Below are 18,272 nucleotides of genomic sequence, written 5' to 3'. Positions count from 1 at the left end.
TAAAATTTTTAGATATGCGTTTGAATGGGAGGATTCCGAATGCCTACACCGAGCATGGAGGATTACATAGAACAAATTTATTTACTTATTGAAGAAAAAGGATATGCAAGAGTTTCCGATATTGCTGAAAATCTTTCCGTCCACCCATCTTCTGTTACAAAAATGGTTCAAAAACTTGATCAGGAAAAATACTTGATATATGAAAAGTACCGGGGTCTCGTCTTAACTGCAAATGGGAAAAAAGTTGGTAAAAGGCTCGTTTACCGCCATGAACTTTTAGAACAGATGCTAAGGTTGATTGGGGTCAAGGAAGAAAATATTTATCAGGATGTAGAGGGGATTGAACACCACCTTAGTTGGAATGCCATCGATAGGATTGGAGACCTGGTTGAATTCTTTGAAGAATCTCCTGACCGTGTCGAAGATTTACGAAAGATACAAAAAAGAAATGAAGAAAATTCAAAATAAGCTGCCGCTGGCAGTTTTTAGTTTGTAGACAAAAGGGGTTAGGAATTAAAAAATTCCTAACCCCTTTTTGAAATTCCTTTTGAATTTTCCCCTAATATTCAGAGATTGGGGCTCTAAGAGCCCACTATGTTAGGCCATTTTTGGACCTTGCCCTGTCCAATTGAATTGGCCATCTTCTTTAAATTAATGGCAGCGAAAGGTAAGCATCGCCTGCATCGACAATTTTTCAAGTCCCCTTAAAGGAGTACGGCGCATACCATGCTTTTCTTTTGCATCTGCGATACACGCTCAATCTTTTCTTTACGCTTCGCATATATAGGTTTTACAACTTGATGATGTCGCAGATGATCTGCTTCTTCCACATATGTATGCCAGATATGCCGTGTCACCACTTTTTGACAGTCTTTGCTTTCTGTACACCGAGATAAAAATGAGCATGTTGCACAGATGTGTTTTGGGGATTTATACTCGCGATAGCCCTCTTTATTTGTTGTTGACTACTTTAATAGCTCTCCCGAAGGGCAAAGGTAACAATCAAAGCATTCATCGTATACATAGTCCTGTTTGCGGAAGAATCCTTCTTTTGTGCTAGGACGTGTATAAGGTAAAGCCCGTATGATTTTCTTTGTTAAATAGGTAGCTTGTAATCGCTGGTGTTTCTTTAAGAACGATTTTCTTTTCAAATTTCTTTTATCCGCACTGGCTTTCACATGTGTGGAATCCACGAAAACGTGTTCAGTAGTCATAAATGAAAGGCTGAATAGAATCATGTTTAGATAGAATCCTCATCACTTCAAGTTTTAATACTTCTATTTTAAAACAAAAACGACTCTAGGCAAAAGTGTTCTATCTAAAAGTTAAAACAAAGTTGATTGGAACGGAAGGTACGAGACTCCTGCGGGAAAAGCGTGTCCAGGGGAGACCCCGCAGGCGAAAGCCGAGGAGGCTCCCGGACCGCCCGCGGAAAGCGAGTGCCTGGAGTGGAAATCAACGTCCAATAAGTTGTACAGGGGAGTGACGTTTTAAAAGAGGATTTTTTGATTATGAACAGAATAGCTATAAAGAGGCCCCGGTATTTTAATTCGGGAAAACGAAGTGTTTTTGTGTTTTTCAGTAACTTATTGATTAGGGGTTAAATGGGAGGGTGAATTTCTTATGAATATACATACATGGCATAAAGAGTCGGAAAAGGAATGGGATGTTTTTGCACCTATGTGGGCGAAGAATTCGCAAGAAATGTGGGAAACGGGGAGTCGGAAAAACATCATTCCCTTCTTTTCTGAATATGTACCTTCGGGAGTGAGGGTGGCTGACATAGGCTGTGGAGATGGAGTTGGTTCCTTGAAATTGGCCGAAGCGGGATTTAAAGTAACTGGAGTTGATTTATCCAATGTGATGATTGAATTTGCAAAGGGGAAAACCGCTCATCAACCAGGACTTTCTTTCCTGCAAGGGGATTTTTATAACCTTCCCTTCGAAGATGAAGAAATGGATGCGGCAATGGTCATTAATTCTTTGGAATATACGGGTGAACCTTTAACGGTGATGAAGGAAATTCAACGGGTAATTAAGCCTGGAGGTTATGTCTGTTTTGGAATACTTGGTCCAACAGCTGAGCCACGAAAAAAATTCAGCTTCCACCGGTTATTAGGAGATAAAGTCATCATGAATACCATGCAGCCGTGGGAATTTGAAAAAATGGCTTTAGAAACGGGATGGAAGGCAGTGGCTGATACCGGCGTAGCAAAGAGAGGGGTGGACTATACAAAGCTCGGACATTTTTCAAAGGAATTAAAGCAAGCTGTATCGTTCATGTGGCTTTTCCTCCTTCAAAAAGAGGTAGGGCAGTGATGGAGAAGTATCAAATCGATCAATTCGTTGAAAAGACGAAACAGCAGGATAAAGGGCAAGGTTTATTTGAACTTGAAACGGAACGAATTCTGGAGATTAATTTGGAAAAGCGGATTTGGGTAAAAATGGGAACGATGGTTTCTTATCGCGGCAACATTAAATTCGAGCGGGAAGGTATTTTGGAGCATGGTCTTGGTAAACTCTTTAAAAAAGCCTTAACCGGTGAGGGTGCATCCTTGATGAAAGCGACCGGAAGCGGCAAGCTATACGTTGCGGATCAAGGGAAGAAGATTTCCATTTTACAGTTAAATGGTGAATCGATCTGTGTTAACGGAAATGATTTACTCGCATTTGAGCCGGGGATTTCATGGGATATAAAAATGATGCGGCGCATTGCCGGGTTATTGGCAGGCGGATTGTTCAACGTAAGGCTCGAGGGGAGAGGCATGGTCGCATTCACTTCCCATTATGATCCTCTTACTTTAATGGTGGAACCTGGGAATCCGGTTTATACGGACCCGAATGCCACAGTAGCTTGGTCAGGGGAATTGCAGCCTGAATTCGTAACGGATGTTTCATTGAAGTCGTTCTTTGGAAGGGGAAGCGGCGAATCCGTTCAAATGAAATTCGAAGGACAAGGATTTGTGGTCGTCCAACCTTTTGAAGAGGTATATTTCGGTAATAAGGAATCATGAAACAAACAACCTGAGTCAGCTACTCAGGTTGTTTCCCATGATGATCGGATGTGTCTGCCATAAAAAAGCGATTCATTTCAAAGTGAAAGCTTCTTTTTTCTTACCCTTTCAATCCCACTCATAAGGGGTTGATTGGTAGACATAATAATTCAGCCAATTCGAGAACATCAGGCTGCAATGGCTCTTCCAGCGGTGAAGAGGTATCCTGGTCGGATCGTTATCAGGAAAGTAATTTTCAGGGAGTTGAGTATTGATCCCGCGTTCCCTATCGCGCTTGTATTCTTCACCAAGGGTATCGGCATCATACTCGAAATGGCCGGTAACCATAATTCTTTTTCCATCAACTGAAGCAGCCATCAATACACCAGCTTGATCGGACTGTGCGAGAACCTTCAATTCAGGATGGTTAACTAATTTTTGATAGTCAATATCCGTATAGCGTGAATGAGGGGCCATAAAATAATCATCGAATCCGCGGACTAGATTTTCATTCGGTTCAAGGACCTCATGAGTGTATACCCCGAAGCATTTCTCTGGAAGTTCGTATTTGCCTATTCCATAATGATGGTACAGGGCAGCTTGTGCCCCCCAACAGATATGTAGGGTGGATGTGACATTTTCACTTGACCAGTTCATGATGCTCTGGAGTTCTTCCCAATAATTAACGTCTGAAAATTCCAGCTTTTCCACTGGAGCGCCTGTAATGATCAAGCCGTCATATTTCTTCGTGCGAATATCATTGAATGATTTGTAAAATTGATCTAAATGAAATTTACTTGTGTTCTTTGATTCATGTGTGCTTAAGCGCAGGAATGATATATTTACTTGTATGGGAGTATTGCCAAGAAAGCGCAGTAACTGGGCCTCCGTTTTTTCTTTCTCTGGCATTAGGTTTAAAATTAATATATTCAATGGACGGATTTCCTGATTGGTAGCTCTTTCCTCATCCATTACGAAGATATTTTCCTGTTCTAAAATTTCCCTTGCTGGCAGTTGTTCCGGAATTCTGATTGGCATGATTAGCCTCCTTCTCCAAAAATCATAATATTTTAATTATATAGAAAATTATTGAATAGAAAAGCGCTATTTTAATAATTTCTTGTAAATCCCGAAGGAAATGGCCTGGGAATGGTAAAATGGGAAGATCGGAAAACATTAACTATGAAGTTGGAGAGGTGTTTGGAGATTGTTTGATCCTACAGCATTTGAAAACATGAAAGTGGTATTGGAAGGAGCGGTTTACGATCGTGACTTCATTGGGGATATATTGGTCATAAACCGTGATGATATAGTGAATCTCTCAACCATGTCCAGATCATATAAGATCGAGATGGAATTGAAAAACCCAATCGCGCCCATTTCGATTAGCGGTGCCATTGAGCTACACGCTTCCCTACATAACCTAAGTTCGGAGTTACTCGATGCAGCTATTGATGATACGCATTCAGGCTGCACGGTCAATATATTCATTTCTTTTCCTAAAAAGCTTGATGAAGTGAATGCTGAACAATTGTTGAATGATCTGGAAAAAATTTGGGGAGATCAGAGAATCATTTCAGTGACGACCAGCGAAACGGTCAGTAAAAAAAAGCAAACCATTACTTCTTCTATATATAAAATTTCATTTGGAAGGCTTGTAAGAGAAGAACAAATGGATGATTTGGAAGACATGGTAGAGTATTTGATTCAATCCATACAAGCAGTGAAGATTCCGTGATGATAGGAAAAGGATTAAAGTTGGTAAACCTACCTTTAAATACGGTAAAATGAATCATCATACTAAAGGGAGAGATCATACATGTCCATTTACGAATTTGAAGTCAATAAAATCAATGGCGAAACCATCTCGCTTGAGGAATATAAAGGGAAAGTGATGATTATAGTGAATACCGCAAGCAAATGCGGTTTTTCGCCACAGTATGATGATTTGCAAAGTCTGTATGTGCAATATAATGAGGATGGGGTAGTCGTGCTTGGTTTTCCGTGTAATCAGTTTTTGAATCAGGAGCCTGGTGACGATCTGGAAATCGATTCATACTGCAAATTGAATCATGGTGTAACATTCCCGATGTTCGCAAAAGTGAATGTCAAAGGAAAGGAAGCCCACCCCTTATTCAGCTATCTGACTGAAAATGCTCCTGGAGTGATGGGGTCCAAATCGATAAAATGGAATTTTACAAAGTTCTTGATTGATCGTAATGGAAATATCGTCAGCCGGTTTGCACCTAAAACAAAACCTCTGGAAATGGAAGAAGATATAAAAAAATTAATATGAAGTATGAAATCGAGTCCAACGGAAAGTTTCAGTTGGGCTCTTTTTTTGAGGGAAGATATTTATTGCATGCATCCGTTTTTAAAAGGGGACAGATGGTTGGGATATTGAATATAATAGAAGACACAAATGAGGGGGGAAACCATGGAACGAATTGCATGGGTAACAGATAGTACGGGAACTTTAGATGAAGAATTATCATTGAATGAACATGTGTACGTCGTTCCGATGGTCGTCATCATCGATGGGAAGGAATATGAAGATGGCGTCGACCTATTACCTGAGGAATTATACCGGCGGATGAGTGAGGAAAAAATCACAGCCACCACGTCACAGCCCTCGGTCGGCCGATTCCAGGAATTATATAAGGTTCTTGAAAAACGCTATGATCGAATCATAGCCGTACATCTTTCCAGTGAATTGAGCGGGACGGTTTCTGCGAGCAGGCAAGCTGCACAAATGGTTACGATCCCTGTTGACGTTTTTGATACTTTACTTATTTCCTTTCCAATGCTATTAATCTTGAAGCGGCTCATGCGTTATATTGAGAATGGCGATTCCATCAATGAAGCATTCGTCAAAACGAGAATGTATGCGGATAACCATGAGACCTATGTAATGATAGGCTCTTTAGATCAGCTGCATCGCAGCGGCAGGTTAACAAACGCACAGTATATTCTAGGAAGCCTATTGAGCTTTAAACCCATCATTTCAATCGAAAATGGTGTGCTCCATACTAAATCTAAACCTCGGAACCTTAAAAAAGCGGAAAAACAGATCTTCACTGATTTTCACAGATCAGTCGAAGCGGGAAAAGTAAAAGAATGCACCATATTATATGGTGGAGTGTCGGAGCAGGCACAAAAATGGAAAAAGAGGATTTCCGAAGAATTCCCTCATGTGTTGACCCATGTATCCCCACTGGGGAGCGCCATCGGGGTGCATACCGGTGAACAGACGATTGGGCTCAGTTGGTTCAATGAAGATTAAAGCACACCATTATTGAGAACCATGGTAAAATAGAAAGGACATGGAGTGGTGAAATGAAACAAACGATGATTGAGTTAACGGAGAAGTATGTATATGACCAATTGAATTCTGATGCCAGCGGCCATGATTGGTTCCATATCGATCGTGTTCGTAAGCTGGCTTTACATATTGCAGAAGAAGAACGAGAAGGAAATGAGTTCATCATTGAAATGGCGGCTCTGCTTCATGATATCCCTGATGATAAACTAAACCAGGAAGCCGATGGGGGCTGGAAAAAGCTTGATGCTTGGTTTGATGAAATAAAGTTGGATATTGATAGTGTTGATGCCATTAAACAGATCATCCATACAATTTCATTTAGTGCAGGGCAGTTGAGGCTACCTTCGATAGAGGCTGAAATTGTTCAGGATGCGGACCGCTTGGATGCTATTGGTGCCATAGGCATAGCCAGGACATTTGCATTTGGCGGAAAGAAGGGACAGCTTATGTATGATCCTTCATTGCCCATTAGGGAAAACATGACCAAGAAGGAATACAGGAATGGCAAAAGCTCTTCCATTCATCACTTTCATGAAAAATTATTGCGCTTGCAAGATATGCTTAATACTTGTACAGCCAAGAAGATTGCTAGTGAAAGGCATGAATATATGGTAGGATTTTTAGAGGAATTTAATAAGGAATGGGATGTACGATTATGAAAGTTTTTAGCATGGAACATGTAATGAAAACCCAAGGGGAAAAGCTGCTTTTTAAAGATGTCTCTTTTTCCATTACCGAAGGGGAAAAAATCGGGATCGTTGGGATAAACGGTACCGGTAAATCGACATTATTGAATATCATCGCAGGGCTGGAAGACAGTGATTTAGGAACGAAGGATCATCCCAATGATTATACGATTTCCTATCTGTCCCAAGATCCGCATTTTGATGAGAAATTGACGATCATGGAATATATGTATGAAAGTTCAACACCTGTATTTTCGTTGATTAAAGAGTATGAAAAGACGCTCATTCAACTTCAAGTAGACCCGCAGAATAGCGCAATACAGGACCGTTTGTTAAAACAGCAGCAGGATATGGACACGCTAGGCGCCTGGGATACAAGTGCCAATGCCAGAACGATACTGACCAAGCTTGGTCTTCCTGATCATTCAAGGAGACTGGGGGAACTGTCAGGCGGCCAAAAAAAACGTGCGGCCCTTGCAAAAACCTTGATTGAGACCCCTGATTTATTGATTTTGGATGAGCCTACGAACCATCTCGATTTTGAAAGCATCACTTGGCTTGAAGAATATTTAGGTAAATATCAAAAATCCGTTTTATTTGTAACCCATGATCGATATTTCCTTGATCGTGTTTCCAATAAGATTTGGGAAATTGCCCAGACCCAGCTTTTCGAATACAAAGGAAACTATGCGGATTATTTAGAATCAAAGGCCATTCGTGAAGAGAATGAATCGGCTGAAAGAACGAAAAAGGAAAGTCTATTCAAAAAAGAACTGGCCTGGATCCGTAAAGGTGCAAAGGCCCGGACAACGAAACAAAAGGCCAGGATCCAACGCTTCGAAACATTGGAATCAGGTGTAAAGGATAAGCAGAAAACCGAGAACCTGGAAATGGAATTAAGCGGTGCCCGTCTTGGGAAAAAAGTACTTGAGATGCAGGATGTATCTAAATCCTTCGGTGATCGAACCATCATCAACCATTTTTCCTTCCTCTTCAAACCAGGTGATCGAATTGGGATCGTCGGTAATAATGGCAGCGGAAAGTCAACCTTGTTGAATATCCTGGCAGGTAGGGAATCCATAGATGAAGGAAACCTGGAAAAAGGGCAAACCGTGAAAATAGGATACTATACGCAAGAAAGCGTCGATATGGATGAGAATTTGCGCATGATAGAGTATATTCGGGAAACGGCGGATTCAATTGCCCTTAAAGATGGTAGTTTCATATCGGCTGCGCAGATGCTTGAAAGGTTCTTATTTCCAATGGGATCGCATGGGACGCCAATTCGTAAGCTGTCCGGTGGGGAGAAAAGGCGATTATATCTCCTTAACATATTGATGTCGGCACCTAATGTCCTGCTTTTGGATGAACCGACGAATGATTTGGACACGCAAACCTTGACCGTTCTTGAGGATTATTTAGAAACATTTTCAGGGGTAGTCATTACTGTATCACATGATAGGTATTTCTTGGATAAAACGTGCCACCAGCTTCTTGTTTTCAAGAATAAAGGTGACATTGACTTCTATTACGGCTCATATTCAGAGTTCTTGGAAGACAAGACGGAAGAGGCTGTGCCAGTAAAAGCACCAGAGCCACAGATGAACCGGACCGAAAAGAAAAAGAAAAAACTAACCTATACGGAAAGTAAGGAATGGGAAGAAATAGAAGGGAACATGGAGCGGGCCGAGCAGCGCTTGAAAGACATTACATCAGAAATGTCAGCAGCGGGAAGCGATTTTGAAAAAGTCCGCCTGCTTCTTGAAGAAGAAAAGGAACTAACGGATAAATTAGACCATTTGATGGAAAGATGGGCGTATTTAGCGGAAAAATTGGAAGAAGAATGAGCGTGGTGACTGGTCCAAGGAAGTAAGTAAACTTGGATCAGTCTTTTTTTTGCCAATCTCAATTGCATGAGAATCTGTTGCCGATGTGATAATATCTAGTACATGGAAACGTCTTGTAAAAGGAGAGAAATGCATTGAAAATTAAGTCGATAGAACCTACACCAAGTCCGAATACAATGAAAATCAATTTAACAGAAGAGCTATTAGCTGGTAAAAGCAATAATTATAAGAAAGATCAAGCTGACCAGGCACCCAAGCTGATAAGGGATTTATTTACGATCGAGGGAGTGAAAGGGGTATATCATGTTGCGGACTTCTTAGCCGTTGAGCGAAACGCGAAATATGATTGGAAAGATATCTTGGTCCAAATCCGTCAGGTTTTTGGTGAAAAAACCGAGGAACAAAATCAACAAGCGGCATTAAATGAACATTACGGTGAAGTAACTGTTGCCATTCAACAATTCAAGGGCATTCCGATGCAAATTAAAGCAAGTGATAGTCAACACGAAAAACGTTTTGCCTTACCGGAATATTTCATAAAGGGCATTGCCGCTGCCCAAAAAGAAGATGATAATGTAGTCCTGCTTCGAAAATGGAAGGATTATGGCGTAAGATATGGTGATATGGAAGATATCGTGAAGGAAGTATCGGATGAACTGATCGCAGCTTATCCGGAAGATCGAATTAATCGGCTAGTTGCAGCCGCAAAAGAAATGGTCGATACGAAGGAAGCAATTTTGAAACGTCCAAAAATTAAACTGACTGCAGAAATGCTGAATGATGAAAGCTGGGAAAAGCGTTATCAGGCTTTAGAACAAATGGAAGATCCTACGGTTGATGATATTCCAGTATTGGATATGGCACTCTCCGACAGTAAAGTCTCCATTCGAAGGCTCGCGGTAGTATACTTGGGTATGATTGAAGATAGAAAAGTGCTTCCGAGCTTGTATAAAGCCTTGAAAGATAAAAGCGCGGCCGTAAGACGTACGGCTGGTGATTGTTTATCAGATCTTGGCTTTGAAGAAGCGATGGGAGAAATGTCTCAATCACTTTCGGATAAAAATAAATTGGTTAGATGGCGGGCCGCGATGTTTTTATACGAAGTGGGAAATGAAACGACCCTCCCTTATCTTAAACAATCGGAACAGGATCCTGAATTCGAAGTGGCACTGCAGGTCAAGATGGCCATAGACCGTATAGAAAATGGCGAAGAAGCAAAAGGTTCGGTTTGGAAGCAAATGACAGAATCAAGACAAGCGAATGACAAGTGATTTGAAATGACCCAGGAAAAAGGCATGCGGCTGATATAATCCGCATGCCTTTTTATTTTTTTAGGATCATTTCCAATCGTTTGAAAGGGGTTCACCTGAGATCGAATCTATAAATTGGAACTCTATTATTTTAGTAAAATGATTTTTGTAGATATTTAGTGAAGAATGGTTGCATTTGTCTATAAATATGTTAGAATTTTTAGAGTATACTAAAAATTATATTATTCTGAATCATTAAACATTTAGCGGAAATTGGGGGTACAACAAATGTCTACATCAAATATGAGAAGTGACATGATTACAAAAGGGGTCGATCGAGCTCCACATAGAAGTCTGTTGCGGGCAGCAGGGGTTAAAGAAGAAGATTTCGGTAAACCGTTCATCGCGGTTTGTAATTCATACATCGATATCGTTCCAGGTCATGTACACCTTCAGGAATTCGGAAAAATAGTGAAGGAAGCGATTCGCGAAGCGGGCGGTGTTCCTTTCGAATTTAATACGATCGGGGTAGACGATGGAATTGCAATGGGTCATATTGGTATGCGCTATTCCTTGCCAAGCCGTGAAATCATCGCAGATTCCGTGGAAACTGTTGTATCGGCACATTGGTTTGACGGTATGGTGTGCATTCCAAACTGTGACAAGATAACGCCTGGAATGATGATGGGAGCACTTCGTGTCAATATTCCTACGATATTCGTAAGCGGCGGACCCATGAAAGCAGGTAAAGATAAAAATGGTAAATCTCTTTCATTAACATCCGTTTTTGAAGGGGTGGGTGCTTATCAAGCAGGTAATATCAATGAAGAGGATTTGCAGGAGATCGAGCAAGTTGCATGCCCTACTTGCGGTTCTTGTTCAGGAATGTTCACAGCAAACTCCATGAACTGCCTGGCTGAAGGATTGGGACTTGCGCTACCGGGAAATGGAACGATTTTGGCGGTAGCCGAAGAACGTAAGGAATTCGTTAAGAAATCCGCTAAACAGTTGATGGAGATAATCAAACAGGATATCAAGCCTCGTGATATCGTGACGATTGATGCAATTGATAACGCATTTGCCTTGGATATGGCGATGGGCGGTTCGACGAACACCGTGCTTCATACGCTTGCATTGGCACATGAAGCAGGTTTTGAATATCCGATGGAACGCATAAATGAAATAGCTAACCGCGTACCGCATCTAGCGAAAATTGCACCGGCATCCGATTACCATATTGAAGATGTACATAATGCCGGTGGTGTAAGTGCCGTCATTAATGAGTTACTCAAAAAACCAGGTGCGTTTAATGGAGATTGCCTTTCTGTCTCAGGTAAGACGCTCCGCGAAAATGTTGCCGGTTGTGAAATATTGGACAAGGATGTAATCCATCCATTGGATAATCCGCATTCTGAGCGTGGCGGGCTTGCGGTATTGTTCGGTAACCTTGCTCCTCAAGGCTCCATCGTAAAAGTGGGCGCCGTTGACGCATCAGTTGGTGGCTATCACAGGGGTCCGGCCATTTGTTTCGATTCCCAGGAAGATGCACTTTCCGGAATCATTACCGGAAAGGTTAAAGAAGGGGATGTAGTGGTCATTCGTTACGAAGGGCCTAAAGGTGGGCCGGGAATGCCGGAAATGTTGGCACCCACTTCCCAAATCGTCGGGAGGGGACTTGGAGCGAAAGTCGGTTTGATCACTGATGGCCGCTTTTCAGGAGCATCCCGAGGCATCAGCATTGGTCATATATCCCCCGAAGCAGCTGAGGGAGGCCCGATCGCCTTTGTTGAAGATGGAGATATCATCGAATTGGATTTGAATAATCGTAAAATCCAATTGGAAATTTCCGATGAAGAATTCGAAAAACGCAAAGCCAACTGGAAAGGCTTCGAGTCAAAGGTTAGGACTGGCTATTTAGCACGGTATTCCAAACTTGTGACGAATGCCAGTTCAGGCGGAGTGATGAAAGTTTAAGTTTAAAGGGAAGACTAAAACATGGTGGCAGAAGGAAACTGGATTCTGTCACCATGTTTCTTTGTGAAGAAAAATGAAATTTTACAAAGCTTTAAGCGTCATTTTTGCATATGCACTGAAGAATATAGTATCATTATACTAATTGAAGAATTGTAACCAAGGAGGTTTTTTTATGTCGATGGCATATGATGAATATATGAAACAAATGGTGAAACCAATGCGTGCGGAACTGGTGCAGGCAGGTTTTAATGAGCTGGAATCCGCTGAAGCGGTTGAAAACTTTATGGAATCGGTGGAAGGTACGACACTTGTGGTCGTGAATTCAGTTTGCGGCTGTGCTGCCGGGTTAGCCCGTCCAGCTGCTACTCAAGCCGTACTCCAAGCGGACAATAAGCCAGATCATTTGGTAACTGTATTTGCAGGCCAAGATAAGGAAGCGACAGCTAAAATGCGCGAATACTTCGATGGAATAGAACCTTCTTCACCATCCATGGCTCTTTTAAAGGGCAAAGAGGTCGTACATTTCATTCCTCGCCATGATATAGAAGGACAGCCAATGGAAGCCATCATGGAAAATTTATTGGCAGCGTTCAGTAAGTAAATAAGTGATGAAGCGGAATGTCCTGGAAACAGGGCATTCTTTTCAAATTTCAAGAGAGTATGAAGGGGTAGGATTCATGTTTGTCACAACAGTAGGAAGAGCCGATAAAGAAACGATGATATTAGCCAAAAGGTTAGCTGAAGAATTGCAAATCCCCTTTATAGCAAGAAGAAAACGATCGGTGAGAGATATCCAAGCGGAACATAATGAAGATGATTGCCTTGTTTTTGGTAAAAAGCGGATGGAGTTATTTCGATACCAGGAAAAAGAACCATTCTTTTTTCATCCGAACCTGGCGATGATCCGTATAAAAAGAATAATGCGCGGAGAGAGTGATCCATTTCTCATTGCCGGAGATATAAATGAAGGGAACGCTGTGCTTGATTGCACCTTGGGATTGGGCTCTGATGCAATTGTCGCAAGTTTCGCAGTGGGTGAACATGGACAGGTTGTCGGATTGGAAGGAAATCAATATTTGGCCTTGCTCGTGGACCGTGGAATGAAAACATGGGAGGATGCAGAAGAAAAAATGATTTCTGCGATGAGAAGAATAGAGGTCAGGCAGGGTGACCATTACGAAATATTGAAAACATTGCCGGATAATCATTTTGATGTCGTATATTTCGATCCCATGTTTGAAGAAACGATTCAGGAATCGAATGGTATCAGGGGACTGACTCATTTTGCGGATGGTAAGGATCTATCGGTTGAAATAATGAAAGAAGCCATGCGGGTTGCGCGCAAGAGAGTCGTGTTGAAAGACCATTACCGCAGCTCCCGCTTTGAGGAATATGGATTTGAGGTAATAAAAAGAAAAACATCCAAATTCCATTTTGGCTTCATTTCCATCCAGTGATCACGATTTATAATCTGTTTCTTCCAGACCCATGGCACAGCCTTCCCGGCTTGAATCGGCAGCACCATAGTTCGAGCCATCAGGGTTGATTTGAATCGCTTGTACATTCCCTATTGAGTGGGGAACTTCATTAAAGGCGAAGCCCATTGCTTCCAAGTGGCCTTTGCTAGTCATATCCATTCCAGGCTCCCATTCAATATGAGGTCCCATCGGAGTGAAAATTCTAGGTTCTTCGATGGCTGCTTTCAAATCCATTTTTAAATCGAGTACATTAATGATCGTTTGGACGACTGAACTGATGATGGTTGGTCCTCCTGGTGACCCTAACGTCAAGATTGGCTCGCCTTCTTTAAAGATGATGGTCGGACTTTTACAGCTGACTGGGCGTTTATTGGGCTGCACTTCATTCATGCCGCCTGGAATGGAATCAAAATCAGTCAGTTCGTTATTCAGCATGAAACCATAGTCGGAAACCATGATGCCTGATCCGAATGGATGTTCCACTGTAGAAGTGCATGCTGCGATATTACCCCATCTGTCACGGACAGTGAAGTGCGTCGTTTCACTGATCTCTTCTTCATTAGGCTGAGGAATGACTTCCCTTTGCTTCACGGAATCATAAATCCAAGGGTTTCCGAAGTCAATGGCATTATTTCTCGACTTGAAATTAATGAATGAGCGGCGTTTAGCTATATACTCATCATTCATGAGACCCGCCAATGGCAATTCGGCAAATTCGGGATCAGCGAGAAATGCTTTTTTATCTGTAAATGCCAGACGCATCGCTTCTGCGATTAAATAATATTTTTCCCAAGAACGGGCGTCATATTGTTCGATTTGGAAGCTTTCCAAAATTTTCAGGATTTGGATGACCGTGAATCCGCCGGCACTTGGCGCATATGATGAAGCAATTAAATAATCCTTATAAGTCCCATACATTGGTACATCGATAGTAGCTTTATAGTCCTTTAGATCAGAAAGCTCCATGAACCCTCCAAGTTCTTGTATGCAGGAAATGATGCCCTCCCCGATTTCACCTTCATAAAAAGCGGAAATTCCTTCACGTTGTAATATCCGATAGGTATTCGCCAATTTTTCTTTAATCAGCAAATCGCCATCCTGATAGGGTTTTCCGTTTGGTATGAAGAACTTACGCGCTTCATCGCCCAATCGATATTCAAAGTTTTTAAGAGCATCGCATAGAACCCAATTGACTGGAACTCCTTTTTCTGCAAATTCAATGGAAGGCTCGATAAGTTCAGCCAATGGCTTGCTGCCATTTTCGGCGAGTGCTTCATCCATAGCTTTCAGTATTCCAGGAATGCCAACCGCTGTTGCTTTGATAGATCTCTCTTTAAAAGGGATGACTTCCCCTTTTTCATCAAGAAACATGTCTCGATGTGCGGCTTTAGGTGCCCTTACATGGCCGTCGTATATTTTCGTTTTCTTATCTTTTGCATTATATACCATAAGAAAACCACTTCCGCCGATACCAGTCATCATTGGTTCAACAACATTTAGGGCAAATTGGATGGCGACGGCCGCATCGACAGCATTTCCACCTTCACGTAATATTTTTTCCCCTATGGAAGTTGCTACAGGGTGAGCTGTAACGACCATTCCGGCGCTCCCTTTCGCAGTTTCCCTTTTGTAATCCTTATCTTTTATCTTTTCATTGTTGTTTTCCAAAATGATTCCTCCATTATTCAGTCCTTTTATCTGCCAAAAAGGTAAACTTATGTTTGAGTGAAAAGAAAACCTTGTCATTGTAGAAAAATGACAAGGAGATTTTTCGTAGGTATTCATTTATTCTTAATCAGCAAATGATAAATATACGAAAAATGCTAATGTTACAAGACATAAAGCCACCATGGCAGTCGAAGCCATATAAGACCCCTCCTTAAAAAGACTTGAATCTAATTAATTTCTCCAAAAATCGTCAAAATCCTTCATTTAAATGTAAATTTATTGATATTTATTAAAAAGTTCGAGTTCATAAACGTTATATAGGTATTTATCCTTTTTTTTTATTTTTAAAACATGGGTAACTATATATTCGTAATTACCAAAAAATAAAAGTATACTAAATATAAAGACAATACAAAAAAGAAGGGGGAGTGTGAGTTGAAAGCAGCGGTATGGTTCAGGAAAAGTCTCGTCATTTTAGTATCCGTTTTGACGTTTGGTCTTGTTACTCCTTCAGATCTGGCGTGGTTAGCGGAAGCCGATTCGTTAAAGGATACTAAAAAAGGCTTAGTGGAGGAAGAGGGATTAGCTTATCTTCCTTCGCAGGATTCGACTGAACTTGAAGAGGTATTCAACCGGGAGGAGTTTTTATCGGACATCCTGAATAAGGCAGAGGAAAACGCATTTATGAAATTTGGCGATAAGATCAATCCAAAAATTGGCGATGAGTTCAAAATGGTCATATTACCAAAAATGGAAGAAGCCATTACAGAAATGGCTGCACAATTTCCAGATGAAAAATTACAGCAATTGACCATCACTGAGCAGCCGAGTGCCGGCAGGGCCGAGAAAATATTCCATATTTATGATTCAAACAGCGGCAAGGATATCATCAGATTCCATGTCAGGCAGGAAAATCCACCACTGGAGGGACATTGGTTCGATTTTCACTATCATACCTATCATGATTCATTTGCCACCCATTATAATATAGGGAAAATATATTGGGATAAAAATACGCCTCCAGAGTGGACGAGTAAACAAAAGCTCTCATAGTGGTTGGGTTCGTTGATTTTATTTAAGTGGAAGAGTATGATTAAATGAAACGATAATAAGCATCGAATGATACGTTGTCCTGCAACGTATTTATTTTGTGTTTAAACTTAAAGTAAAGTTTTTTTCATAACTGGGAACAATGTTATTTTAAAAGGTTTTCTAATTTTGCTGTTATAGGAACAGAGGAGTCTTTATCATGTCAGAGTTGTTAAATAACATCGTGCAAACGTATGCTCAATTTTTTGACTGGCATATGTGGGTGGAGGTTTTATCCGACCCTGTGAGCTGGGGGTTGATCGGGACGCTCGTCTTAATGGAAGGATTGCTATCAGCGGATAACGCACTGGTATTAGCTGTAATGGTGAGGCACCTTCCGGAAAAACAACGGAAAAAAGCATTATTTTACGGTTTGTTAGGTGCTTATGCTTTTAGATTTATAGCGATTGGAATCGGTGTTTTCCTCATAAAGCTTTGGTGGGTGAAGGTGATTGGAGCCGCCTACCTTGGTTGGCTCTCGTTTAAATACTTTAGGGATAAAAGAAAAAAACAAGCTGGGATCGACGAAGATATCCAGGGAATGAGTAAAAACAGCATACTGATCCGTATGTTTGGTACTTTTTGGGGAACGGTTGCGGCAGTGGAATTGATGGATATAGCGTTTTCAGTCGATAGTGTCTTGGCCGCTTTCGGGGTGAGTGAAAAAGTCTGGGTCCTTTTGACAGGCGGAATGATTGGTGTCTTGATGATGCGGGGAGTGGCCGGAGTATTTCTAAAATTGATAGATAAGGTTCCGGAATTGGAAACTGCCGCTTATGTCCTTATCGGATTCATTGCTATAAAAATGTTAATGGCAGTTGCTGGGATCGAAATCCCGCCTGCGATCTTTTTTGCCTTTATTTTACTGATTTTCGGCACTACAATCGTGTATCATTTGAAGAAAGGGAAAAAGGTCAAGGAACATGGCTGAGTACCATTTAAAAAGCTGTCATCAAAATATAGTAGAAAATTGTCTTTTCAAGACAGATGTTACTTATAAAGAGTTAAGATTATCATCCTTTAATAAATGAATACATTGGAACTACGGGGGAGGAAAATTGAATATAGAAGTTGGATATTTCCTGAAGAGATATTATGACTCAAATCCTGATGCTGGAGATTTTTTTCCGTTTGCAATAGAAGGCACTACACCATATGTTTTCTTAATGGCTGGCTTTTATCTACCAGAATGTGATGAAAATTTCCTGCCATTGTGGATGAGGAATATGAAAGCATTTCCACTTTATTTTTGTGCTGAGGTTTCTTCTTATTGGAAAGATGAGTTTGAACATAATTGCAAGGAATTCAATATCAGTTATAGATACTTAACTAACCGATACGTTGTTACTGAAATCCAGAATGAAAAGCAGTTTAAGGAGATTTTCCCTTTCTATATTACTCTTGGTAGTGGGAATGATTTAGTTTTATGGTCCACAAACAAAAATGTATTTAGTGTAGAACAAAGAGAATGGAAAGGAAATTGGGAAGGGAAAATTGCGGGAACAGTAGTGGTTAAAGTAGAAGTCGATGCAAGTATTTTTTGGATTGGCTATGATGGAGATAACATTGCGGTTATCTCAGGTCAATCGAATTTCGCAACATATAAAAAAATAATCAAGACTTTTCCCGATTTTGTAGTTCCAAAGCTATGTAAGTACGAGTAATTTTAAAAATTAAAATGATTATGAGACCCCTGATAAGAAAAGGTCTCATTTATTTGACTAAAAAATAACAATATTATTTAACATAACCAAAATTTAAAACAAAGTTGATTGAAGCGGAAGGTGCGAGACTCCTGCGGGAAAAGCGAGTCGAGGGTAGACCCCACAGGCGCAAAAGCGCCGAGGAGGCTACCGGACCGCCCGCGGAAAGCGAGTGCCTGGAGCGGAAATCAACGTCTAAATTGTGCACATATAAAAAAACTGTAGGCAAACTTGATTTTTCATCGAGGTTGCCTACCCCTCT

General features: G+C 41.0%; 17 protein-coding genes and 1 pseudogene. 15 read left to right on the top strand and 3 right to left on the bottom strand.

What is annotated here, in order from left to right; translation table 11 throughout:
* The first annotated feature begins 39 nt into the window (after window positions 1-39).
* On the top strand, window positions 40-468 hold the full coding sequence (gene mntR, locus MHB45_RS12770; RefSeq protein WP_048687667.1) for a transcriptional regulator MntR: 429 nt from the start codon (window positions 40-42) through the stop codon (window positions 466-468).
* A gap of 113 nt (window positions 469-581) precedes the next feature.
* Here the strand turns inward: mntR and MHB45_RS12765 are convergent.
* Window positions 582-1,128, bottom strand: a pseudogene (locus MHB45_RS12765) (transposase); the annotation flags it as partial.
* A 495-nt stretch (window positions 1,129-1,623) separates the two neighbouring features.
* Here MHB45_RS12765 and MHB45_RS12760 point away from each other — a divergent pair.
* On the top strand, window positions 1,624-2,319 hold the full coding sequence (locus MHB45_RS12760; RefSeq protein WP_072273181.1) for a class I SAM-dependent methyltransferase: 696 nt from the start codon (window positions 1,624-1,626) through the stop codon (window positions 2,317-2,319).
* The gene (locus MHB45_RS12755; RefSeq protein WP_072273180.1) at window positions 2,319-3,014 is read left to right on the top strand and encodes an AIM24 family protein; all 696 of its coding nucleotides are present in this window, start codon (window positions 2,319-2,321) and stop codon (window positions 3,012-3,014) included. Before MHB45_RS12760 ends, MHB45_RS12755 begins: the two co-directional genes overlap by 1 nt.
* A 108-nt stretch (window positions 3,015-3,122) precedes the next feature.
* Here the strand turns inward: MHB45_RS12755 and metA are convergent, their stop codons facing one another.
* A complete protein-coding gene (gene metA, locus MHB45_RS12750; RefSeq protein ID WP_034307589.1) occupies window positions 3,123-4,031 on the bottom strand; it encodes a homoserine O-acetyltransferase MetA in 909 nt (302 codons plus the stop codon).
* Between the two features lie 169 nt (window positions 4,032-4,200).
* Between metA and MHB45_RS12745 the strand changes: the two genes are divergently transcribed.
* From MHB45_RS12745 to MHB45_RS12705, 9 genes are all read left to right on the top strand, one after another.
* Window positions 4,201-4,731 (top strand): hypothetical protein, encoded by a 531-nt coding sequence (locus MHB45_RS12745; protein ID WP_072273179.1) that lies wholly within the window; start codon window positions 4,201-4,203, stop codon window positions 4,729-4,731.
* Between the two features lie 81 nt (window positions 4,732-4,812).
* Window positions 4,813-5,289 carry a glutathione peroxidase gene (locus tag MHB45_RS12740; protein WP_072273178.1) on the top strand — a complete coding sequence of 159 codons (477 nt, stop codon included), beginning with the start codon at window positions 4,813-4,815 and terminating at the stop codon, window positions 5,287-5,289.
* A 141-nt stretch (window positions 5,290-5,430) separates the two neighbouring features.
* A complete protein-coding gene (locus tag MHB45_RS12735; protein ID WP_072273177.1) occupies window positions 5,431-6,276 on the top strand; it encodes a DegV family protein in 846 nt (281 codons plus the stop codon).
* Between the two features lie 53 nt (window positions 6,277-6,329).
* Window positions 6,330-6,974 carry an HD domain-containing protein gene (locus MHB45_RS12730; RefSeq protein WP_340907906.1) on the top strand — a complete coding sequence of 215 codons (645 nt, stop codon included), beginning with the start codon at window positions 6,330-6,332 and terminating at the stop codon, window positions 6,972-6,974.
* Window positions 6,971-8,848, top strand: a complete 1,878-nt coding sequence (locus MHB45_RS12725; RefSeq protein ID WP_072273176.1) for an ABC-F family ATP-binding cassette domain-containing protein — start codon at window positions 6,971-6,973, stop codon at window positions 8,846-8,848. The genes MHB45_RS12730 and MHB45_RS12725 overlap by 4 nt, the downstream gene beginning before the upstream one ends.
* A gap of 134 nt (window positions 8,849-8,982) precedes the next feature.
* On the top strand, window positions 8,983-10,119 hold the full coding sequence (locus MHB45_RS12720; RefSeq protein WP_340907904.1) for a conserved virulence factor C family protein: 1,137 nt from the start codon (window positions 8,983-8,985) through the stop codon (window positions 10,117-10,119).
* A gap of 282 nt (window positions 10,120-10,401) precedes the next feature.
* Complete coding sequence (gene ilvD, locus MHB45_RS12715; protein ID WP_034311212.1) at window positions 10,402-12,072, top strand: dihydroxy-acid dehydratase; 1,671 nt, start codon at window positions 10,402-10,404, stop codon at window positions 12,070-12,072.
* A 172-nt stretch (window positions 12,073-12,244) separates the two neighbouring features.
* Window positions 12,245-12,673: a BrxA/BrxB family bacilliredoxin gene (locus MHB45_RS12710; RefSeq protein ID WP_048681014.1), complete on the top strand. Its 429-nt coding sequence runs from the start codon at window positions 12,245-12,247 to the stop codon at window positions 12,671-12,673.
* Window positions 12,674-12,749: 76 nt separating this feature from the next.
* Window positions 12,750-13,529: a class I SAM-dependent methyltransferase gene (locus tag MHB45_RS12705; protein ID WP_048681009.1), complete on the top strand. Its 780-nt coding sequence runs from the start codon at window positions 12,750-12,752 to the stop codon at window positions 13,527-13,529.
* Here the strand turns inward: MHB45_RS12705 and ggt are convergent, their stop codons facing one another.
* Entirely contained in the window at window positions 13,530-15,218 is a 1,689-nt protein-coding gene (ggt, locus tag MHB45_RS12700) for a gamma-glutamyltransferase (protein WP_226990428.1), read from the bottom strand. It abuts the gene before it with no gap.
* A 435-nt stretch (window positions 15,219-15,653) separates the two neighbouring features.
* Here ggt and MHB45_RS12695 point away from each other — a divergent pair, with 435 nt between their 5' ends.
* From MHB45_RS12695 to MHB45_RS12685, 3 genes are all read left to right on the top strand, one after another.
* Entirely contained in the window at window positions 15,654-16,271 is a 618-nt protein-coding gene (locus tag MHB45_RS12695; RefSeq protein ID WP_072273175.1) for a YpjP family protein, read from the top strand.
* A gap of 196 nt (window positions 16,272-16,467) precedes the next feature.
* On the top strand, window positions 16,468-17,238 hold the full coding sequence (locus MHB45_RS12690; protein ID WP_048681001.1) for a TerC family protein: 771 nt from the start codon (window positions 16,468-16,470) through the stop codon (window positions 17,236-17,238).
* A 127-nt stretch (window positions 17,239-17,365) separates the two neighbouring features.
* The gene (locus MHB45_RS12685) at window positions 17,366-17,971 is read left to right on the top strand and encodes a hypothetical protein (protein ID WP_338565747.1); all 606 of its coding nucleotides are present in this window, start codon (window positions 17,366-17,368) and stop codon (window positions 17,969-17,971) included.
* The last annotated feature ends 301 nt before the right edge of the window (window positions 17,972-18,272 follow it).

This window comes from Peribacillus sp. FSL K6-5616 (genome assembly GCF_038008245.1).
GTDB classification, from domain to species: domain Bacteria; phylum Bacillota; class Bacilli; order Bacillales; family DSM-1321; genus Peribacillus; species Peribacillus frigoritolerans.
Note: the sequence above shows the minus strand (reverse complement) of the source record. Positions and strands in the feature narration are given on the sequence as shown.

Bases quoted from the DNA above. Each gene is read 5' to 3' on its own strand.
- MHB45_RS12735 (WP_072273177.1), top strand. From the start codon at position 5,431: ATGGAACGAATTGCATGGGTAACAGATAGTACGGGAACTTTAGATGAA.
- MHB45_RS12760 (WP_072273181.1), top strand. From the start codon at position 1,624: ATGAATATACATACATGGCATAAAGAGTCGGAAAAGGAATGGGATGTT.
- metA (WP_034307589.1), bottom strand. From the start codon at position 4,031: ATGCCAATCAGAATTCCGGAACAACTGCCAGCAAGGGAAATTTTAGAA.
- MHB45_RS12730 (WP_340907906.1), top strand. From the start codon at position 6,330: ATGAAACAAACGATGATTGAGTTAACGGAGAAGTATGTATATGACCAA.
- MHB45_RS12705 (WP_048681009.1), top strand. From the start codon at position 12,750: ATGTTTGTCACAACAGTAGGAAGAGCCGATAAAGAAACGATGATATTA.
- MHB45_RS12740 (WP_072273178.1), top strand. From the start codon at position 4,813: ATGTCCATTTACGAATTTGAAGTCAATAAAATCAATGGCGAAACCATC.
- MHB45_RS12725 (WP_072273176.1), top strand. From the start codon at position 6,971: ATGAAAGTTTTTAGCATGGAACATGTAATGAAAACCCAAGGGGAAAAG.
- MHB45_RS12755 (WP_072273180.1), top strand. From the start codon at position 2,319: ATGGAGAAGTATCAAATCGATCAATTCGTTGAAAAGACGAAACAGCAG.
- ilvD (WP_034311212.1), top strand. From the start codon at position 10,402: ATGAGAAGTGACATGATTACAAAAGGGGTCGATCGAGCTCCACATAGA.
- MHB45_RS12690 (WP_048681001.1), top strand. From the start codon at position 16,468: ATGTCAGAGTTGTTAAATAACATCGTGCAAACGTATGCTCAATTTTTT.
- MHB45_RS12710 (WP_048681014.1), top strand. From the start codon at position 12,245: ATGTCGATGGCATATGATGAATATATGAAACAAATGGTGAAACCAATG.
- mntR (WP_048687667.1), top strand. From the start codon at position 40: ATGCCTACACCGAGCATGGAGGATTACATAGAACAAATTTATTTACTT.